The sequence below is a fragment of the Sphingomonas sp. C3-2 genome (assembly GCF_033025475.1).
GTDB lineage: Bacteria > Pseudomonadota > Alphaproteobacteria > Sphingomonadales > Sphingomonadaceae > Sphingobium_A.
Genome location: NZ_CP130322.1, coordinates 425,783 through 444,920, shown reverse-complemented (window position 1 = coordinate 444,920; position 19,138 = coordinate 425,783). Strand labels below are relative to the sequence as shown.

Below are 19,138 nucleotides of genomic sequence, written 5' to 3'. Positions count from 1 at the left end.
ACAGGGGCGGGCCTTTTGCGTCCGTGGGACAGTTTCCAACAAAATTACCGCATGAAATTCATTCAACTGTCTGACGTGTCTCGATAAAATTTTTCGGAGACGGCCGGACACCGAAGGCGTTCTCATGTCGCCTTCATCGTCGTCATGGTGCCGTTCGGGCGTCTCCATCCGCCTTGCCAGCCGACCTCCCGGCTCTAGAGTGGCGCGGATGCAGTCCATCGCCACGTTTACCCTCAATCCCGCCATCGACGGCTCCTGCGAAGCGCAAAGCGTTCGCCACACGCACAAGGTCCGCACCACGGCCAATCGCTATGATCCCGGTGGCGGCGGGATCAATGTTGCACGGGTTGTCCAGCGTCTCGGCGGCAATGTCCGCGCGCATTATCTCGCCGGCGGCGCCACGGGCGGCGTGCTCGACAACCTGCTCGATCGTGACGGCATCGCCCGCAGCCGCATCGATATCGCCGATCACACCCGTATCAGCCATGCCGTGTTCGAACATGCCACTGGTCGCGAATATCGCTTCGTGCCCGAAGGGCCGCTCGTCTCCGAGGCGGAATGGCAGCAGGCACTTGTCGCCTTTGCGAAGATCAACGCCGATTACCTTGTTTTCAGCGGCTCGCTGCCGCGCGGTGTGCCGGGCGATTTCTATGTCCGGCTCATGGCCGGGCGGGATCCGCAATCCGCGTCCCGGATCGTCCTCGACACCTCCGGGGCGGCGCTGTCGGCAACGCTGGAGGCGGGCGGGCTCTTCCTTGTCAAGCCCAGCCAGGGGGAATTGGAACAACATCTCGGGCGCGTGCTTGGCGATCCGGAAGAGATTGTCGCTGCCGCGCAGGACATCGTCGGTCGCGGTCAGGCCCGCCATGTCGCGGTCACGATGGGCCATGAAGGCGCGATCCTCGTGGGTGAGGCCGGTGTTTACCGGCTCCCCGCCATTCCGGTCGAGGCGCGTAGTGCTGTCGGGGCAGGGGACAGTTTCGTCGGCGCCATGACGCTCGCGCTCGCGCAAGGGCTGCCGATCACCGATGCCTTTCGGCGTGGTGTCGCGGCTGGCACGGCCACGGTGTTGACGCCGGGCACGGGGCTTTGCCTGCCGGCCGATGTCGAACGCATTTATGGGGAGGTTCCGGCACTCTGAGGGGCGCCGTGCTGCCATGCGCGCACGTCTTTGCGACGCGCCACGAACCGCGTCTCAGATCATGATGATGTCGAGGAAGAGGTGTTGCAGCATGGCTCCCCGGGCCTGATTCGAACAGGCGGCCGTCCGATTAACAGTCGGATGCTCTACCGCTGAGCTACCGGGGAACATGCTTCGCAAAAAGCGTTCTATGTCCAAACATCGAGATGGCTCCCCGGGCCTGATTCGAACAGGCGGCCGTCCGATTAACAGTCGGATGCTCTACCGCTGAGCTACCGGGGAATGATCTCTCCGTGTGGAGGCGCGCCTATAACAGCGGGTTCCACGATTCGGCAAGCCTTGGAACAAGATAGTTCCCATCTTTTTTGCGATTGTCGTGAAACCCACCGAAAATGGCTGATTTTTGCGGTGTTCAGATAACGAACTGCTCCATGGCGATGCGATCATCCAGGGCATGTTCGGGGTCGAACAACAGCGTCAGCGTGGCATGGGTGTCGATGGCGATATCCACCTTCGCAACGTCGCGCACTTCGCGCTGATCGGCCACCGCGCTTACCGGGCGCTTGGCGGCATCCAGCACGCGCAGGCTGAAGCGTGTCCGGTCGGGCAGGATCGCACCGCGCCAGCGCCGCGGGCGGAAGGGGCTGATCGGGGTCAGCGCCAGCATCGACGATCCCAGCGGCAGGATGGGCCCTTGCGCCGAGAAATTATACGCGGTCGACCCGGCGGGGGTGGCGACAAGCACGCCGTCGCACACCAGTTCGGGCAGCACGACATGGTTGTTTACATGGACCTCGATCTTCGCGGTCTGGCGCGTTTCGCGGAGTAGCGAGACCTCGTTGATCGCGGGGAGCGAAAATTTCTCGCCGTCGATCGTCTCGGCATCCATGCGCAGCGGTGCAACGCTGAATGCCTTGGTGCGCGCAATGCGGTCGTCCAGATAATCGGGGCGCCACTCGTTCATCAGAAAGCCGACGGTGCCAAGGTTCATCCCGAACACCGGAACGATCCGCCGTCGTTCCAGCATCGCGTGGAGCGTCTGGAGCATGAACCCGTCGCCGCCCAGCACCACTAGCATGTCGGCGCGTTCGGGCTCCACCCAGTTGTGATACATGTCGCGCAGCAATTGTGCGGCTTCCTGCGCCGCCTCGGTGGGCGAGGCGACAAGTCCGCGCGTTGGTTCTCCGATCATGTTCACCGGCGGCTTCCCATGCCGTGCGATGCCATGATCAGTTCGGTTTCATCCATCCGTGCCCCCTGCGGCATATCCACTCCTTTTAACTTGGCGCCAAATCGGCTGTCCATGATCATGCTCCTGTCATGGAAATTGGTTTACGAACAGCCTTTCGATGCAGGGACTTACAGAAGGCATGGCATGGCAGCCTGCAATGGCTTAGAGCGGAAAGGTTACGAATCCGCGCCAGGGTCGTTGTGCCGGGGGTAACGGGGGATGTTGAAGATGCAGGCTGAAACGCTGGCATCACCGAATGCTGCGCCTGTCTATCTGCTCGGCTCAGGGCAGGGTGGTCTTTTGGCTTCTGCCATGGCGCGGGCCGGATGGCGGGTGATTGAGGATTGCGGCGCTGATGGCCTGACACGGCGCTTCATCGCGAGCGGCGCCACGCTGGCGCTCGTCGATGCGCGCGGCGATTTTCGCCACGGCCTGTCGCTTGCGCGCACGCTTGCTGCCTCGGTCGAGAAACATGGCTGCGCGCTCGTCATGCTGTTGGCACCCGCCGATATGGGCGCACTCGACCTCGTCTTTGCCGCCGGCGCCACCCATTTCCTCGTCGATCCGCTTGAAGACCGTGTTCTCATCCATGCGCTGGCGATGGCGCAGCGCCATAGCGACCGTATCCTGGCTGCGCGGCGCTACCGCCTCGGGCAGGAAAATCTGCGCGGGGAACTTGGCTGGCATTTCGATCGGGATACCGGGCTTCATCTCGAAACCCCGTTACGCCAAAGGCTGGGGCTCGAATCCGCGCGCTTTCCGTCGCTTACCCGTTTTTACCGGTTGCTCGACCGCGATGACCGGGCCGCTGCACGCGGTGCGATCCGCCGCATTCGCGATGGCGCGGTCAACACCACCTTCGCGCATGATATGCCGGGCGGCGAGGGGGAAGCCGTTTCCCATCACCTCTATGCAATGGGCGCCGCCGGTGGTGTTTCCGGCCGGATCGCGCCCTTGCGCGGGGTGCCGGAGGTTGAGGCGCTCGCCACCGAGCATGATCCCCTGACCGGGCTTAGCGATGGCTCGGCCGCGCACCGTTGGCTGGGCGAACATCTCGGCGGCGGAGAGGCGCTCACCCTGCTTCTCGTCTCGGTCAGCCGGTTCGATATGGTCAACGCCGCCTTTGGGCGTGCGGCGGGTGACGCGCTGCTCCGTTCGGTTGCGCGGCGGATCGAAAGCGCCGCGCGCGGCGTGGCGGAAGAGCGGGTCTTTGTCGGGCGCCTTGCGGGCGCGGATTTCGTCATCGGGCTGATCGGCGATTTCGCCAATGCGCGCGCGCGCCTGATTGGTGAAGAACTCGCGCGTTCGATGTCGCGCCCCTTTGTCTCGGGTGAGCATGTCATCCCGCTTGCTGGCCGTGTCGGGCTCGTCACCGCGCTCGATGCCACGGCCGAACCGGCAATGCTCTTGTCTCGCGCGCTCGCGCTGCTGGGGGACGGCAGGGCAGGCGATGACGGCGTTCTGCGCGATCTCGATCTCAAGGCCGTGGCTGCGGTCGACTGGCATACCCGGCTGGAGATCGATCTGCCACGCGCGCTCGAGCGCGACGAAATTCGTATCCTTTTCCAGCCTCAGGTGCAGATCACCACCGGCCATATCGTGGGTGTCGAGGCGCTTGCGCGCTGGCATCACCCGGTTTTTGGCGAATTGGGTGCGGAAACGCTGTTTGCTGCCGCCGAGCGGGCCGGGCTTCTGGTCCGGCTTTCGTCCCATGTGCAGCAACGTGCCGTCACCATGGCAGCGGCATGGCCGCCCGCGCTTCGCGATATTCGGCTTTCCGTCAATGTGACCGCCGCCGACATTGCGGGGGAAGACTTTGTCGACGCGTTTCTGACGCGTGTCGATCGCAGCGGCTTCCCGCGCAACCGCCTGACGGTCGAGATCACCGAAAGCGGACTGATCGAGGATCTGGGCCATGCCGCAGGCGTGCTCACTACGCTACGTCAGGCCGGCTGCCGTGTGGCGATAGACGATTTCGGCACCGGCTATTCCAGCCTCGCCTATCTCAAGGCGCTTCCGCTCGATTACCTCAAGATCGACAAGAAATTGGCCGAGGACATTGCGGGTTCCGCGCGTGATAGGATCGTGGTGCGCGGCGTCATCGAAATGGCTCGCTCGCTCGGCCTTTCGGTGATCGCGGAAGGGGTGGAGCGCGAGGAGCAGCTTGCCCTGCTCGCGCGCGAAGGCTGCAACTATTATCAGGGCTTTCTGTGCTCGGAGCCGATTGCCGCAGCCGAACTGGTCGATCTGATCGAACGCAACCAGGCCGGCTGATACCGGCCCGGTTCGCGTCGTTCAGCGGGCCGCTTTCGCCAATCCCTTCGACAGTTGCAGCGCCCCATGCAGCCGTGCCTTGGGATCGCCCCAGGCGCGGTTGATCACCAGCTTGCTGTCCGGCCGCAGCTTCGCCACGCCGTTCAGCCGCTCGACATAGGAAAGCAGCCCCGGAAGATTGGGGAAGTTGTCGTTGAAGAAACTGACCAGCGCACCGCGCGGGCCAACGTCGATCTTGGCAATCGATGCTTTCTTGGCGTTCAGCTTGATCTCGATCAGCGCCAGAAGATTTTCGGTGGCATCGGGCAGCTTGCCGAACCGGTCGATCAGTTCGGCTGCAAAGGCCTCGATCCCCTGCTTGTCTTCCAGTTCGTTCATCCGGCGATACAGCGCCATGCGCAGGTCGAGATCCGGCACATAATCGTCCGGGATCATGATCGGGGCATCAACGGTGATCTGCGGCGAGAACGCCTCCTGTCGCCGCTCAAGCCCGGCGCCGCCCGCCTTCGCTTCGAGGATCGCGTCCTCGAGCATCGACTGGTAAAGCTCGAAGCCGACTTCCTTGATATGCCCCGACTGCTCGTCGCCCAGCAAATTGCCGGCGCCACGAATATCGAGATCATGGCTGGCGAGCTGGAAGCCCGCGCCAAGGCTGTCGAGATCGGAGAGCACCTTCAGGCGCTTTTCGGCCGCCTCGGTCATCAGTCGCTCGGATGCCGTGGTGAAATAGGCATAGGCGCGGGTCTTCGATCGGCCCACACGCCCGCGCAGCTGATAGAGCTGAGCAAGGCCGAAGCGATCGGCGCGGTTGATGATCAGCGTGTTCGCGCTCGGAATGTCGAGCCCGCTTTCGACGATCGTGGTCGAAACCAGCACGTCATAATGTTTGTCGTAAAAGGCCGACATGCGTTCTTCGATCATGCCGGGCGCCATCTGGCCGTGTGCCACGACATATTTGATCTCGGGCACCTCCTCGCGCAGGAAGGTCTCGATATCGGGAAGGTCGGAAATGCGCGGGGTGACGAAGAAGCTCTGCCCGCCGCGATAATGCTCGCGCAGCAGCGCCTCGCGCAGCACCACCGGATCCCAGGGCATCACATAGGTGCGCACCGCGAGACGGTCGACCGGCGGGGTCTGGATAACCGAAAGCTCGCGCAGGCCAGACATCGCCATCTGAAGCGTGCGTGGAATGGGCGTCGCGGTCAGCGTCAGCATGTGCACATCGGTCTTGAGCGCCTTTAGCCGCTCCTTGTGCGTCACGCCGAACCGTTGTTCCTCGTCAACGATGACAAGGCCCAGTCGCTTGAATTCGATGCCCTTGGCCAGAATGGCATGGGTACCGACGACGACATCGATCGTTCCATCGGCCAGCCCTTCCTTCACGGCCTTGGTCTCGCCTGCCGAAACCATGCGCGAAAGACGGCCGATCTTCAGCGGGAAGCCCTGAAAGCGCTGGGCGAAATTCATGTGATGCTGGCGCGCAAGCAATGTCGTCGGGCAGATGATCGCCACCTGCATTCCGGCCATTGCGGCGACAAAGGCGGCGCGCAGCGCAACCTCGGTCTTGCCAAAGCCGACATCGCCGACGACGAGGCGGTCCATCGGCCGCCCGGCGCCCAGATCCTCGATCACATCAGCGATTGCGCGGTCCTGATCGTCGGTTTCCTGATAGGGAAAGCGATCGACAAAGGCAGGGTAGCCGCCCGGATCGGGCTCGGCGACCTCGGCGGGGCGCAGTGCACGCTCGGCGGCGGTGGCAATCAACTCACCCGCGATTTCGCGGATGCGTTCCTTCATCCGCGCCTTGCGACGCTGCCACGCTTCGCCACCCAGCTTGTCGAGCGTCGCGTTTTCGCCGTCCGCGCCGTAGCGGGAAAGGACGTCGATATTCTCGACGGGCACGAACAGCTTGTCGCCGCCCGCATAGCTCAGCCAGACGCAGTCGTGGGGGCTCTTGCCGACGGGGATCGATGTCAGGCCTTCATAGCGCCCGATACCGTGCTCCATGTGAACGACAAGGTCGCCGGGGCTGAGCGTTGCCAGTTCCTGCAGGAACGCATCGGCGCTTTTCTTGCGCTTGGCGCGGCGAACAAGCCGGTCGCCCAGCATGTCCTGCTCGGTCAACAGCGCCACTTCGGGGCCGGTGAAGCCGTGGTCCAGCGGCAGGACGGTGACCGCCACGCCCGAGGTTGCGACGCCAAGCGCTTCCTGCCAGCTATCGGCGGGCGTGACGCCCTTCATGCCATGATCGGCGAGCAGGCCAATCAGGCGTTCGCGGGCGCCGTTTGAATAGCTGGCAAGCACCAGCTTCTTGCCGGCGCGCTGGAGCGTGCGTGCATGGGCGGCTACGGCTTCATATATATTCGCATTTTGCGCGCGCTCGGGCGCAAAATCGCGCGGGCCATCCACCTGAAAGTCGATAACGGCCGCACTTTCCGGCTCGTGAAAGGGCGTCGTCAGGTGAGCGCGACGATCCTCGACAAGACCGGACCATTCGGTCTGATCTAGATAGAGGCTCTCAGGCTTGAGCGGACGATAGCTTCCCGGATCGCTCGTCTTCGCGCGCTCACGGTTGCTGTGATAGTCGGCAATCGCTTCCAGCCGCGCCTCGACGGCGCCTATGCTGCCCGAATCGCGCAGGATGACGGCGTCACCGATATGATCGAACAATGTCGACAGGCGCTCTTCGAACAGCGGCAGCCAGTGTTCCATGCCAGCCAGCCTGCGACCGTCGGATACCGCCTGATAGAGCGGATCGCCCGTCGCGGTGGCGCCGAAAATTTCCCGGTAACGGCTGCGGAAACGCTTGATGCTTTCTTCATCGAGTAGCGCTTCGGATGCGGGCAGGAGGGTAAAGCCGTCGATCCGCCCGGTGGTGCGCTGATCCGCCGGGTCGAACCGGCGGACGCTTTCGATCTCGTCGCCGAAAAAATCGAGCCGAAGCGCCTGTTCCTCGCCCGACGGGAAAAGATCGAGCAGACCGCCGCGCACGGCAAATTCGCCGGCGTCGGCAACGGTGTCGGTGCGGACATAGCCGTTGAACTGGAGCAACGCGGCCAGCTTGTCGCGGTCGATCCGTTCGCCCGGTGCAAGCCGCGCGACCATCTGGCGGATGCGAAAGGGCGTCAGCGTGCGCTGGGTGGCCGCATTGACGGTGGTGACGAGAAGCTGCGGACCGCTCGGCTTCTTTTGCAGCGCATGGAGCGTTGCCAACCGTTCGGAGGTGGAGCGCAGCGACGGAGAGGCACGGTCATAGGGAAGGCAGTCCCACGCCGGGTAGGACAGCACCTCAAGCTCGGGCGCGAAATAATGCGCGGTTTCGGCGATGCTGCGCATCGCCACATCGTCGGATGCGATGAAAACCGCGCGTTCCTTGGCGGCGCGCGCCAGATCGGCGGCCAGCCAGGGAAGAAAACCTGCCGGGGCGCCCGCCAGGGTAAGCGGGCGTTCGGCCTTCAGTATCTTTTCGATGACGCTCAACGGGCCACCGGAATGTAATCCAGCTTGTGCAGGGCATCCATCATCGGGCCCTGATATTGCTCGGGAACCGGCATGGTGCCGATGGCCCATGCCATGATCTCGACATCCTCTTCACCGAGCAGCGTTTCGAACCAGTCGATCTGTTCGATCGTCCAGCTTTTCGAATAGGTGTCGAAAAAGCCGCCGATCAGCAGGTCGGCTTCCTTGGTGCCGCGGTGCCAGGCGCGGAAACTGAGACGTTTGAGGCGGGTTTCGCGGTCCATGATAATCCCAATAGAATTCAGATGCCGACGCTGGCGGAGCGAGCGCGCTTGGCTATAAGCGATGCCCAGATAGCTATGCGACCCGATATTCTCAATCCGCTCTTCGCTGAAATTACCGTGCTCAAGGGCATTGGACCCGCGCTTGCGCGCCCGCTGGAGCGGCTGGGCCTCGCGCGCGTGGTCGATGTGGCCTTCCATCTGCCCAGCGGTTTCGTCGACCGGGTGCGAGTCGATGAACTGCGCATGGCCGATGCCGGGCGCGTGGTGACGATCCAGCTCACCCCCGTCGAATATCGTTCCGGCGGCCCGCGCAGCCCGTTTCGCGTGGCGGCCGAAGACGAACATGGTAACCACGTGAGCCTTGTCTATTTCGGCAATAATCCGGGCTGGGCGCGCAAGCTGCTGCCGCTGGGCGAGGCGCGGATCGTATCCGGCAAGCTTGAAAGCTATGGTCAGGAATTGCAGATGGTTCATCCCGACCATGTTCTGCCGCTCGATGAGGGGTCCAAGCTGCCCGAGCGCGAGCCGATCTATCCGCTGTCCGAGGGAATGAGCGGAAAACGGCTCGCCAATCTGGCCGAACAGGCGCTGGAGCGTGCGCCCAATCTGCCCGAATGGGTCGAACCGAGCGTGGTCGAGAAATATGGCTGGCCCAAATGGCGCGAGGCCTTGGCGCGGGTCCATGCCGATCCTGCGGACCAGTTGGCGCGGGCACGGCTGGCTTATGACGAGGTATATGCCAACCAGCTCGCACTGATGCTGGTGCGCGCCTCCACCCGCAAACGCCGGGGCGTGCCGCTCCATGGTGACGGACGGCTGCGCGACGCGCTGAAACTGCCCTATGCGCCGACTGGAGCGCAACGCCGCACGATCGCGGAGATTGAGGGCGATATGCAGCAGGAACAGCCGATGCTTCGTCTGCTGCAGGGTGATGTCGGTTCAGGCAAGACGCTGGTCGCGCTCATGTCCCTGCTGGCAGCCGTGGAGGCGGGGACGCAGGGCGCGTTGCTGGCACCGACCGAAATTCTCGCGCGCCAGCATTATGAGAATATCTCGCGCCAATTGACCGGGCTTCCCGTGTCCGTCGCGATCCTGACGGGGCGTGACAAGGGCAAGGCCCGCGAAGCAACGTTGATGGGCCTGGCCGATGGTTCGATCGATATCCTGATCGGCACCCATGCGATTTTCCAGCAGGGTGTGAATTACCGTAATCTGGGGCTTGCCGTGGTCGACGAGCAGCACCGCTTCGGCGTGGCGCAGCGGTTGATGCTGTCCCAAAAGGGTGTTCGCCCGCCGCATTTGCTGGTGATGACGGCAACCCCGATCCCGCGCACGCTGACCTTGACCCATTATGGCGAGATGGACGTCAGCCGGCTCGATGAGATGCCGCCGGGACGCCAGCCGATCGAAACCCGGGTGATTTCGGACGAGCGGCTGGACGAGGTGGTGGACGGCGTGGCGCGTCACATCGCATCGGGCGGGCAGGCCTACTGGGTGTGCCCGCTTGTCGAGGAAAGTGAGAAAAGCGATCAGGCGGCGGCCGAGGCACGGGCCGAACTGCTGCGTGCCCGGTTCGGAGACAAGGTCGGCCTTGTCCATGGCCGGATGAAGGGGCCCGAGAAAGATGCCGTGATGGCGGCCTTTCAGCGTGCCGATACGCAGTTGCTGGTGGCAACCACCGTGATCGAGGTGGGGGTGGATGTTCCCAACGCGACGCTCATCATCATCGAGGGGGCGGAGCGCTTTGGCCTGGCGCAGTTGCACCAGTTGCGCGGACGGGTTGGGCGTGGAAGCGGGCGTTCGGTCTGTGTGTTGTTGCGTGGGCGGGCGCTCAGCGAGACCGCGCGGGCGCGGCTTGCCCTCATGCGCGAAACCAATGACGGGTTTCTGGTTGCCGAAGAGGATCTGCGTTTGCGCGGTGCAGGCGAAATCCTCGGCACACGCCAATCGGGCGAGGCGCGTTTCAGGCTCGCCAGCCCCGAACAACTGCAGCAATTCCTGCCGATGGCGACGGATGATGCACGTTTGCTCGTCGACCGGGATGGCGGACTGCTGGGCGAGCGCGGGCAGGCGGCTCGAACAGCCCTCTATCTCTTCGAACGCGATTCCGGCGTCGAACTGCTGCGATCAGGCTGAGGGGCGCGATCGGATCAGGCGATTGGCAGCCTGATCCAATGCCGACAGGAAATTCGAACGATCCGCCTTGCTGAAGGGCGGCGGGCCGCCGCGAACCGCGTCCATGGCGCGCAGATCTTCCATAAGGGCCCGGGTGGCAACCGCGCTGCCGATCGATTGCGTGTCGAAGGCACGGCCATTGGGGCCGAGCACGGTGGCGCCAGCCTTGACGCACCGATCAGCCAGCAGAATATCGGCGGTGATGACGATTGTGGAGGGATCGGCGCGTTCGGCGATCCAGTTGTCGGCGGCGTCAAAGCCCGAATCGACCAGAATGCGTTCGATCAATGCTTCCTGTGGCACGCGCAGAAAGCTGTTCGTGACGACGCGGACCGGCAGGTTGTAGCGACGCGCTACCCGGTAGGCTTCTTCCTTTACCGGGCAGGCGTCGCCATCAACCAGGATCATCAGCGGCGGCCGGGCCGTTTGCCGCCTTTGTTGGCGTTGTTGTAGGGGCGCGCATTGTGCCGCTTGTGCGCCGGCGGCGGGCCATTGGGACGACGGCGGCCACCACCGCGCGTGGGGACGGGGCCTTCCGACGAGGCCTCGATCAGAACATCGTCATCCTCGGTCGCGGTCTTGGCGACGGCCATGGCGAAACGATCGGCCATCGGGCGGGGAATTTGGAAGAAGGTTTCCCGATCGCCAATGCGGATCGCGCCGATTTCGTTCTTGGTGATGTGCCCGCGGCGGCAGATGAGCGGCAGGATCCAGCGCGGATCGGCGCGGTCGTTGCGACCGATGTTCATACGGAACCATACAGTGTCGTCGAACCCGTCGCGCTTGCCGTCGCGGCGTTCGTCGGGGCCGTTGCCAAGCAGATCTTCGGGCTCGGGCAGGTCGCGGCGATGCGCGCGGACGAGCGCTGCTGCGATTTCCTCGGCGCTGTGGCGTTCGAGAAGCTGCTTTGCGACGACCAGATCGTCTTCGCTCGGTTCGCTCGGAACGATCGTTTCGAGCAGGCGTTCCTGATCGCGGGCGCGGATGTCTTCGGCGCTGGGGGCGTCGACCCACTCGGCCTTGACGGTTGCGGCGCGCATCAGCCCTTCGGCGCGGCGGCGGCGCTGATAGGGAACGATCATGACGCAGGTGCCCTTGCGGCCCGCACGGCCGGTGCGGCCCGAGCGGTGCTGGAGCGTTTCGGCGTCGACCGGCAGTTCGGCGTGAACCACAAGGCCGAGATTGGGAAGATCGATGCCGCGTGCAGCGACGTCGGTTGCGACGCAGACGCGGGCGCGGCGATCGCGCAGCGCCTGAAGCGCGTGGTTGCGTTCGTTCTGGCTCAGTTCGCCCGACAGCGCGACGGCGGCGAAACCGCGTTCGACAAGGCGCGCCTGAAGGCGGCGGACGTTTTCGCGCGTGGCGCAGAAAACCATCGCGCCATCGGCCTCATAGAAGCGCAGCACGTTGACGACCGAGTTTTCGATATCGGCGGGCGATACGGCGATGGCGCGATAGTCGATATCGGCATGGCTCTGGCCGGCCGAGATCGTCTGGATGCGCAGCGCGTCGCGCTGATAGGTCTTGGCGAGATTGGCGATTGGCTTGGGCAGCGTGGCCGAGAAGAGCAGCGTACGGCGGCCTTCGGGCGTGACGTCGAGGATTTCTTCGATTTCCTCACGGAAGCCCATGTCGAGCATTTCGTCGGCTTCGTCGAGCACGACGACCTTGATGTTGCTGGTGACCAGGCTGCCGCGTTCGAGATGGTCGCGCAGACGGCCGGGGGTGCCGACGACGATATGCGCGCCGCCCTGAAGCGCACGCTGTTCCTGCCGGATGTTCATGCCGCCCACGCACGATGCCACGCGCGCCCCGGTCTTGGCATAAAGCCAAGTGAGTTCGCGCTGCACCTGCATCGCCAGTTCGCGGGTGGGCGCGACGATCAGCGCCAGCGGCGATACCGCGAAGGGGAGCTTGCCCTGATCGCCGAGCAGATCCGACGCCATCGCAAGGCCGAAGGCCACGGTCTTGCCCGAGCCGGTCTGTGCCGAGACGAGCAGATCCCGACCCTGGGTTTCCTGCGTGATGATTGCGGACTGAACGTCGGTAGGCGCAGCATAACCGCGCTCGACCAGCGCCTCGCCAATGGCGGCGGGCAGCGAAGAAAAGGGCATCTGAATTCCAATTTATGGGCGGCGGAACGCGCGATCGCGAATCCGGCGGAAGCGCGGCCCTATATCACTGCTTTGAACAGATAGCTACTGCTGCTGCGCAATCGCTTCGCCGGTGGCATTGCCGCTGGCCCAGGCCCATTGGAAATTATAGCCGCCGAGCCAGCCGGTGACGTCGACCGCCTCCCCTATGAAATAGAGGCCGGGGATGCTGCGCGCTTCCATGGTGCGCGAGGAAAGCCCGGACGTGTCGACTCCGCCGACGGTGACTTCGGCCTTGGCGAAGCCTTCCGAACCATTGGGCGTGAAGCGCCAGCCATTGAGACGGTTGCCCGCGGCAATGAGCGCCTTGTCGGCGATATTGGCGAGTTCGCCGCTGAGGCCCAAGGGCGCGCGGAGAAGATCGACAAGGCGATCGGGCAGCCATTCGCCGAGCAGGCTGTGGATGTGGAGTTTGGGGCGCTGGCGCTTGGCCTCGACCAGTGCGGCGGCGGCATCGCTGTCGGGCAGCAGGTTGATCGTGATTGCTTCGCCGGGACGCCAATAGGATGAGATCTGGAGGATGGCGGGGCCCGACAGACCCTTGTGCGTGAAGAGCGAGGCTTCGCGAAAGCGTGTCTTGCCGTGGGCGGCGACGCTGTCGACCGCGATGCCCGAAAGGCCACGAAACATCATGTCATCGCCCGACAGCGTGAGCGGGACGAGCGCGGGGCGGGGTTCGATGACCTTGAGGTTGAACTGCCGCGCGAGATCATAACCAAAGCCGGTGGCGCCCATTTTGGGAATGGACGGGCCGCCGGTGGCGATCACCAGTGCCGGGGCGATGAAGGCACCATGCTGGGTGGAGACGCGGAACCGACCATCGGGCCTGTCGACCGCGACGATGCGGTGATCGCAGCGTATATCGACCTGCCCCTGTGCACATTCGTCGAGCAGCATGTCGACGATCTGGCGTGAGGAGCCGTCGCAGAAGAGCTGGCCCAGCGTCTTTTCGTGCCAAGAGATGCCGTAGCGTTCGACGAGATCGATGAAATCCTGCGGCTGATAGCGCCCCAGCGCCGATTTGACGAAATGGGGGTTGGCCGAAAGGAAGCGATCGGGGGCGGTGTGGATATTGGTGAAATTGCACCGCCCGCCGCCCGAAATCAGGATTTTCTTGCCCGGTCGATCGGCATGGTCGAGCACCAGCACGCGCTGGCCCAGAAGGCCAGCGGTGCGGGCGGCCATCAGCCCGGCCGCGCCCGCGCCCAGGATGATGGCGTCGAAAGGCTCGTCCTGACGCATGATGTGGTACCGGGCGGGAGCCGATCAGGCTTCCGCGACGATCAGCCCATGCTTCTTGGCGCCGAAGCTCACCTTGTCGCCAGCTTTCACGATATGCTGGATGTCCGAGACCTTTTCGTCATTCACGCGGATCGCGCCTTCCTGAACCTTGCGCTTCACCTCGCCATTCGACGCGGCAAAGCCCAGTTGGACGTTCGCCTGAAGGATGCCGATGCCGTCGGGGCCGACGGCGAGCGTCGGCAGTTCGCCGCCGGCAACGCCCAGTTCGAACGTCTTGCGCGCGGTTTCGGCGGCCGCCTCGGCGGCTTCGCGACCGTGGCAGAGCGCGGTGGCTTCGTCGGCCAGGCGCTTTTTCACGTCGTTGATCGCCGCGCCCTCTGCCTTTTCGAGCTCGGCGATCTCGTCGAGCGGAACATCGGTGAACAGGCGCAGGAAGCGGCCAACATCGGCGTCCTGCGTGTTCCGCCAGAACTGCCAGTAATCATAGGGGCTGAGCATGTCGGCATTAAGCCAGACGGCGCCCGCCATCGTCTTGCCCATCTTGCCGCCATCGGCGGTGGTGATGAGCGGGGTGGTCAGCCCGAACACCTGCGTGCCGTCCTTGCGGCGAGTGAGTTCGATGCCGTTGACGATATTGCCCCACTGATCCGATCCGCCCATCTGGAGGCGGCAGGCATAGCGTTCCGACAGTTCGCGGAAGTCATAGGCCTGCAGGATCATGTAGTTGAATTCGAGGAACGACAGCGACTGTTCGCGGTCGAGGCGCAGCTTGACGGAATCGAAGCTGAGCATGCGGTTGACCGAGAAGTGCTGGCCGATTTCACGCAGGAACGGGATGTATTCGAGCTTGTCGAGCCATTCGGCATTGTCGAGCATCACGGCGTCGGTCGGGCCGTCGCCAAAGGTGAGGAAATTTTCGAAGACGCGCTTGATCGACGCGACGTTGGACTGGATCACTTCGTCGGTCATCAGCTTGCGGGCTTCGTCCTTGAAGCTCGGATCACCGATCTTGCCGGTGCCGCCACCCATCAGGACGAGCGGCTTGTGGCCGGCCTGCTGGAGGCGGCGCAGCATCATGATCTGGACGAGCGACCCGACATGGAGCGAAGGCGCCGTCGGATCGAAGCCGATATAACCCGGCACGATTTCCTTCACGGCCAGTGCGTCGAGCGCTTCGGCATCGGTTGTCTGGTGGATATAGCCTCGGCTATCGAGGAGGTTCAGGAGATCGGACTTATATTGGGTCATAGCGCGGCGGCGCTTAGCACGGAGTGATGCGATTGGGTAGCATGGTTGCCATTGGATTGATGTCGGGCACATCGCGTGACGGGATCGACGCGGCGATGATCCGGACCGATGGGGAAGGGCGCACCGAGCCGATGGGGTTTCATGGCGTCGCCTATGACCCCGGCTTTCGCGAACGGCTGGCGGCGGCCTGCCTCAAGGCGATGGCGATGGAGGGACCGGGCGAAGACCCGCTGATCGGCGCGGTCGAGCGCGAACTGACCGCGCTGCATGCCGATGCGGTACAAGGCCTGCTTACGCAACTGGGCATGGCGGCCGAAGACGTCGATATCATCGGATTTCACGGACATACCGTGGCGCACCGGCCCGAGCGCGGCTGGACCTGGCAGATTGGCGACTGGGCCGGGCTGGCGAGCGCAAGCGGGATCGATGTGGTGGGCGACCTGCGCATCGACGATGTGAGTGCCGGCGGGCAGGGGGCGCCGCTGCTTCCCGTCTATCACCGCGCGCTGACCGCCGGGCTGCGGCATCCGCTGGCGGTGCTCAATCTGGGCGGGGTAGCGAACATCACCTTTGTCGGCAGCGACGACACGCTCATCGCCTTCGACACCGGGATGGCGAGCGGGCTGATCGACAATTGGATGCAGGCGCATGGCGGCGTCGGCTTTGACGAGGATGGCGGAACCGCGGCGCGGGGCAAAGTGGACGCGGCGGTGCTGGCGGGAATGTTGGCCGATCCGTGGTTCGGGCTGCCTGCGCCCAAATCGATCGACCGTGAGGCGTTCAGCATCGCAGCCGTAGAGGGGCTGGACTTGGCCGACGGCGCCGCGACACTGACCGCGTTCACTGCACAGGCGGTGGCGCGCGCGCTAGACCATCTGCCCGAGCGGCCCGAGCGGATCATGGTGGCGGGTGGCGGGCGCCATAACCGTACGATGATGGCGATGCTGGCCGAGGCGTGTGGCTGCCCGGTCGAGGCGGTCGACGGCATGGGCTGGAATGGCGACGCGGTGGAGGCCGAGGGCTTTGCCTATATGGCCGTCCGGTCGCTGAAAGGCCTGCCGATCAGCTTTCCGGGGACAACCGGTGCGCCCGCGCCGATGACCGGCGGGACGCTGCACCGTGCCCGAAAGGGCTGAGAAAGCGACATGACATTGCAAATGTGTTGCATATGATTTTCAATCAAAATCAAATAGTATCAGTATTTTCTGGTTAATTCTTTCATTGCGTTATCAAGTCCTTCGAGTGTCAGCGGATACATGCGATCGCGCATGAGTTCGCGCATCATGCGGGTGGACTGCGAATAGCCCCAATGCTGTTCGGGCGTGGGGTTTAGCCAAACGGCGGCGGGATAGACATCGGTCATCCGCTGCATCCAGACCGCGCCCGCTTCCTCGTTGAAATGTTCGACCGAGCCGCCGGGATGGGTGATCTCATAGGGGCTCATCGCGGCGTCGCCGACGAAGACAAGCTTATAGTCGTGCCCATATTTGTGGAGCACTTCCCAGGTGGGCGTCCGCTCGGTGAAGCGGCGGGCATTGTCTTTCCACACGCCTTCGTAGACGCAGTTGTGGAAATAGAAGAATTCGAGGTGCTTGAACTCGGTGGTCGCGGCGGAAAACAGTTCCTCGCACAGCCGGATATGGGGATCCATCGATCCGCCGATATCGAGGAAGAGGAGCAGCTTCACCGCATTGTGCCGTTCGGGGCGCATATGGATGTCGAGCCAGCCCTGCCGCGCTGTACCGTCGATCGTTCCGTCGATATCGAGTTCGGTGGCCGCACCCTGCCGCGCGAAACGGCGCAGCCGCCGGAGCGCCACCTTGATGTTGCGCGTGCCGAGTTCGCGGGTGGTGTCGAGATTCTTGAATTCCCGCTTGTCCCACACCTTGATCGCGCGGCCGTGGCGCCCTTCGGCTTGGCCGATACGGATGCCCTCGGGATTATAGCCATAGGCGCCGAAGGGCGAGGTGCCGCCGGTGCCGATCCACTTGTTGCCGCCCTGATGGCGACCCTGTTGTTCCTCAAGCCGCTTTTTCAGCGTCTCCATGATCTCTTCCCACGAACCGAGCTTTTCGATCTCGGCCATCTGTTCGGGCGTGAGATAAAGTTCGGCCACCTTGCGCAGCCACTCTTCGGGAATTTCAGCGGTGCTGGTTGAAAGGTCGCTTTCAATGCCCTTGAAAACTTTTGCGAAAACCTGATCGAAACGATCGAGCATCGCTTCGTCCTTCACCAGCGTGGCGCGGGCGAGATAATAGAATTCCTCGGGCCGTTGCTCGATCACATCGCGCTGGAGCGCATCGAGCAGGACGAGATGTTCCTTGAGGGAAGCGGGAATGCCGGCCTGGCGCAGCGCATCGAGAAAGGAGAAGAACATGCGCCGGAAACTAGCATCTTGCCGCCCGCCCGCAATCCCGGACGCGGTTAACCACGTCTAAAATAATTGCAGCTAGACCGTTTATCCAGATGGGGTGCGAGGGGCGGATGGCCACGAATATTGCGGTGACGAGCGATGCGGATGCGCAACTGATCAACGCGGTGGCGCAGGATTGCGGCCAACTGGCCGTCGAATGCAGCGATGCGTCGGGCTATGTGGCCGGGGTAAGCGCCCGGATCTCGCGCCAGTTGGGGATGCTGGAAGCACTGGAGGCAGTGACGGCATCGCTGAGCGCGGACCAGCGTCGGGTGGCGGATTCGACCGACGAAGCGCGGATGCTGTCCGATCAGGCGCGCCAGCAGCTTGTAAATGGTGGCGAGACGGTGCGCGCCTCGATCGAGGATTGCGCGGGGCTGACCGATCTGGTTGGGCGGCTGGGCGCGCATATGACGAGCTTTGCTGCGGCGATGGCGCAGGTGCAGCGCGTATCCGCCGGGATCGATGCTATTGCCCGTAAAACCAAAATGTTGGCGCTTAATGCTGCGATTGAGGCTGAACGGGCGGGCGATGCCGGGCGGACTTTTGCAGTGGTGGCCGAAGAGGTGAAGAAGCTGGCGCAGGAGACGCGCGAGGCGACTGACGAGATCGGCGCGACCATGGCGTCGCTCAGCCGCGAGGCGGGCACGGTGATGGCCGAGATCGGACAGGGCGTGGAAAAGAGCCACGCGGCGCAACGGAGCTTTGCGACGATCGACGAGACGGTGCGCGCGGTGACCGAGATTGTCGGGCAGGTGGATGCGCAGACCGACGGGATCGCACGGGCGACCGGCATGATCCATGACAGCGTGGCACAGGTGCAGGAAGGGCTGACGCTGTTCACCGCCGATGCGCGCGAGAATGGGGGGCAGTTGCAAAGCGTGCGCGATCGGCTGGGGCGGCTTGAGCTGCAATCGAACATGATGCTCGACAAGCTGGCGCATAGCGGAGTGGAGATCGACGACCGGCCCTTTATCGAGATCGCGCTGGACGGCGCGGGGGCGGTGCGTGATCTGGTGGAAGCGGCGCTCGTGGAGGAGAGATTGTCGCCCTTCGACCTGTTCGATGCCCAGTATCAGCCGGTGCAGGGCAGTGATCCCGAACAGTTCACTACGCGCTTCAATTGCTTTGCCGATGCCGAGGTGCGCCCGATCCTTGACCGCTTCACCGTGCGGCATGAGCGGGTGCTGGGCGTGGCGTGCACCGATGTGAACGCTTATCTGCCGACGCATATTTCGGACAAATCTCACCCGCAGCGGCCAGGCGATCCCGTCTGGAACGCCGTGAACTGCCGCAACCGGCGGATCTTCATGGATGATGCGACGGCGCGCGCGATCGCCTTTGCGGGCGATTTCATGGTTACCACCTATCGCCAGGACATGGGGCAGGGGCGTTACCGCGCGGTGAAGAGCGTGTTCGTGCCGCTGTTCTTTAATGGCCGTCGCTGGGGTAATTTCGAGCTGGCCTATATCGATTGAGGCACGAAATCCGGCTTGTCTTTCGGGCGCTTGCTGCAAG

The 19,138-nt window shown here is 63.7% G+C and carries 13 protein-coding genes and 2 tRNA genes; 5 read left to right on the top strand and 10 right to left on the bottom strand.

What is annotated here, in order from left to right:
* The first annotated feature begins 208 nt into the window (after positions 1-208).
* Positions 209-1,141 carry a 1-phosphofructokinase family hexose kinase gene (locus QYC26_RS02050; protein ID WP_317513742.1) on the top strand — a complete coding sequence of 311 codons (933 nt, stop codon included), beginning with the start codon at positions 209-211 and terminating at the stop codon, positions 1,139-1,141.
* A 92-nt stretch (positions 1,142-1,233) separates the two neighbouring features.
* Here the strand turns inward: QYC26_RS02050 and QYC26_RS02045 are convergent.
* From QYC26_RS02045 to QYC26_RS02035, 3 genes are all read right to left on the bottom strand, one after another.
* Positions 1,234-1,308, bottom strand: a tRNA-Asn gene (locus tag QYC26_RS02045).
* Positions 1,309-1,348: 40 nt separating this feature from the next.
* Positions 1,349-1,423 (bottom strand) — tRNA-Asn (locus QYC26_RS02040).
* A 130-nt stretch (positions 1,424-1,553) separates the two neighbouring features.
* On the bottom strand, positions 1,554-2,333 hold the full coding sequence (locus tag QYC26_RS02035) for an NAD kinase (RefSeq protein ID WP_317514977.1): 780 nt from the start codon (positions 2,331-2,333) through the stop codon (positions 1,554-1,556).
* A 258-nt stretch (positions 2,334-2,591) separates the two neighbouring features.
* Here QYC26_RS02035 and QYC26_RS02030 point away from each other — a divergent pair, with 258 nt between their 5' ends.
* Positions 2,592-4,646: a GGDEF domain-containing phosphodiesterase gene (locus QYC26_RS02030; RefSeq protein WP_317513741.1), complete on the top strand. Its 2,055-nt coding sequence runs from the start codon at positions 2,592-2,594 to the stop codon at positions 4,644-4,646.
* A 21-nt stretch (positions 4,647-4,667) separates the two neighbouring features.
* Here QYC26_RS02030 and mfd read toward each other — a convergent pair whose 3' ends face one another.
* Entirely contained in the window at positions 4,668-8,126 is a 3,459-nt protein-coding gene (gene mfd, locus QYC26_RS02025; protein ID WP_317513740.1) for a transcription-repair coupling factor, read from the bottom strand.
* Entirely contained in the window at positions 8,123-8,389 is a 267-nt protein-coding gene (locus QYC26_RS02020; RefSeq protein ID WP_317513739.1) for a succinate dehydrogenase assembly factor 2, read from the bottom strand. The genes mfd and QYC26_RS02020 overlap by 4 nt, the downstream gene beginning before the upstream one ends.
* 75 nt (positions 8,390-8,464) lie before the next feature.
* On the opposite strand from QYC26_RS02020, the gene recG reads away from it, so the two are divergent.
* Positions 8,465-10,525 (top strand): ATP-dependent DNA helicase RecG, encoded by a 2,061-nt coding sequence (gene recG / locus QYC26_RS02015; protein WP_317513738.1) that lies wholly within the window; start codon positions 8,465-8,467, stop codon positions 10,523-10,525.
* On the opposite strand, the gene QYC26_RS02010 is transcribed toward recG, so the two are convergent.
* The 4 genes from QYC26_RS02010 to tyrS form a co-directional block, all read right to left on the bottom strand.
* The gene (locus QYC26_RS02010; RefSeq protein ID WP_317513737.1) at positions 10,517-10,972 is read right to left on the bottom strand and encodes a YaiI/YqxD family protein; all 456 of its coding nucleotides are present in this window, start codon (positions 10,970-10,972) and stop codon (positions 10,517-10,519) included. The genes recG and QYC26_RS02010 overlap by 9 nt on opposite strands.
* Positions 10,972-12,678, bottom strand: a complete 1,707-nt coding sequence (locus QYC26_RS02005) for a DEAD/DEAH box helicase (RefSeq protein WP_317513736.1) — start codon at positions 12,676-12,678, stop codon at positions 10,972-10,974. The genes QYC26_RS02010 and QYC26_RS02005 overlap by 1 nt, the downstream gene beginning before the upstream one ends.
* 84 nt (positions 12,679-12,762) lie before the next feature.
* Positions 12,763-13,959 (bottom strand): NAD(P)/FAD-dependent oxidoreductase, encoded by a 1,197-nt coding sequence (locus QYC26_RS02000; protein ID WP_317513735.1) that lies wholly within the window; start codon positions 13,957-13,959, stop codon positions 12,763-12,765.
* A 24-nt stretch (positions 13,960-13,983) separates the two neighbouring features.
* Complete coding sequence (tyrS, locus tag QYC26_RS01995; RefSeq protein ID WP_317513734.1) at positions 13,984-15,207, bottom strand: tyrosine--tRNA ligase; 1,224 nt, start codon at positions 15,205-15,207, stop codon at positions 13,984-13,986.
* A gap of 41 nt (positions 15,208-15,248) precedes the next feature.
* Here tyrS and QYC26_RS01990 point away from each other — a divergent pair, with 41 nt between their 5' ends.
* Positions 15,249-16,343: an anhydro-N-acetylmuramic acid kinase gene (locus QYC26_RS01990; protein ID WP_317514976.1), complete on the top strand. Its 1,095-nt coding sequence runs from the start codon at positions 15,249-15,251 to the stop codon at positions 16,341-16,343.
* A gap of 59 nt (positions 16,344-16,402) precedes the next feature.
* On the opposite strand, the gene QYC26_RS01985 is transcribed toward QYC26_RS01990, so the two are convergent.
* Positions 16,403-17,584, bottom strand: a complete 1,182-nt coding sequence (locus QYC26_RS01985) for a vWA domain-containing protein (RefSeq protein ID WP_317513733.1) — start codon at positions 17,582-17,584, stop codon at positions 16,403-16,405.
* A 107-nt stretch (positions 17,585-17,691) separates the two neighbouring features.
* Here QYC26_RS01985 and QYC26_RS01980 point away from each other — a divergent pair, with 107 nt between their 5' ends.
* Positions 17,692-19,098, top strand: coding sequence for a methyl-accepting chemotaxis protein (locus QYC26_RS01980; RefSeq protein WP_317513732.1), 1,407 nt, complete (start codon positions 17,692-17,694; stop codon positions 19,096-19,098).
* Positions 19,099-19,138: the final 40 nt, after the last annotated feature.